1 protein-coding gene is annotated in these 1,039 nt (G+C 40.4%); it reads left to right on the forward strand.

Annotated elements, in window-relative coordinates:
• Positions 1-54 precede the first annotated feature (54 nt).
• Complete coding sequence (locus WA249_RS18885; RefSeq protein ID WP_004812228.1) at positions 55-987, forward strand: IS5-like element ISAha3 family transposase; 933 nt, start codon at positions 55-57, stop codon at positions 985-987.
• Positions 988-1,039 lie beyond the last annotated feature (52 nt).

The following is a 1,039-nucleotide window of genomic DNA, read 5'->3' on the forward strand; positions in this document are numbered from 1 at the left end:
GGCTTTGTTGCACAAAGCTATTCTTGAAGGCTTCTTCAGTAATATAATTTCCAGATGAAGAAGCCTACACCTAAAATCTATCGTACAACCAATTGGTCCTCGTATAACCAAGCTTTAATCAAGCGAGGAAATATTTCAATCTGGTTTGATCCTAAGACGCAATGGTATGCACAACCACAAGGCAAGCAAGGACGAAATCAAACTTATTCCGATACAGCGATTCAATGCTGTTTAATGATCAAATCTCTATTCCGTCTTTCTTTACGTATGGTTACTGGCTTTGTTCAAAGCCTGATTAAACTCTGTGGCTTGAATTGGACAGCACCAGATTACTCCACCCTTTGTAGACGACAAAAGCATATTGATATTGCGATAAGCTATCAGAAAAGTCATGATGGGTTACACCTACTTGTCGACTCTACGGGTTTAAAGTTTTTAGGTGAAGGCGAATGGAAGCGTAAAAAACATCAGCCTGAATACCGTCGGCAATGGCGTAAACTGCATATTGGTATAGATGCTGAAACACTGCAAATACGTGCCGTTCAGCTTACTACAAATAATGTCAGTGATTCACAAGTACTAGGTGATTTACTGGATCAAATTCCACTAGATGAGCGAATAGATTCTGTCTATACCGATGGCGCGTACGACACGAAGTGCTGCAGAAAAGTGATTTCAGATCGTCAAGCACATGCAGTAATTCCACCCAGAAAGAATGCCAAGCCCTGGAAAGATTCTAAAATAAGTTCAATAGAACGAAATGAGTTACTTCAAACGGTTAAACATTTAGGCAGAACCCTATGGAAAAAATGGTCGGGTTATCACCGTCGTAGTTTGGTGGAAACCAAGATGCATTGCATCAAATTATTAGGTGATAGGCTGACGGCAAGACATTTTCAAAGTCAGGTCAATGAAATTCATGCGCGTGTGGCAGTTCTGAATAGATTTACGGAATTAGGTAGACCTCGCACCCAAGTTGTGTCTTAAATTTGAATGGATTGGGGAGAACTCAGCTTTTGAATGTTTATGCAACAAAGCC

Source organism: Acinetobacter sp. 161(2023) (assembly GCF_037027805.1).
Classification (GTDB): domain Bacteria; phylum Pseudomonadota; class Gammaproteobacteria; order Pseudomonadales; family Moraxellaceae; genus Acinetobacter.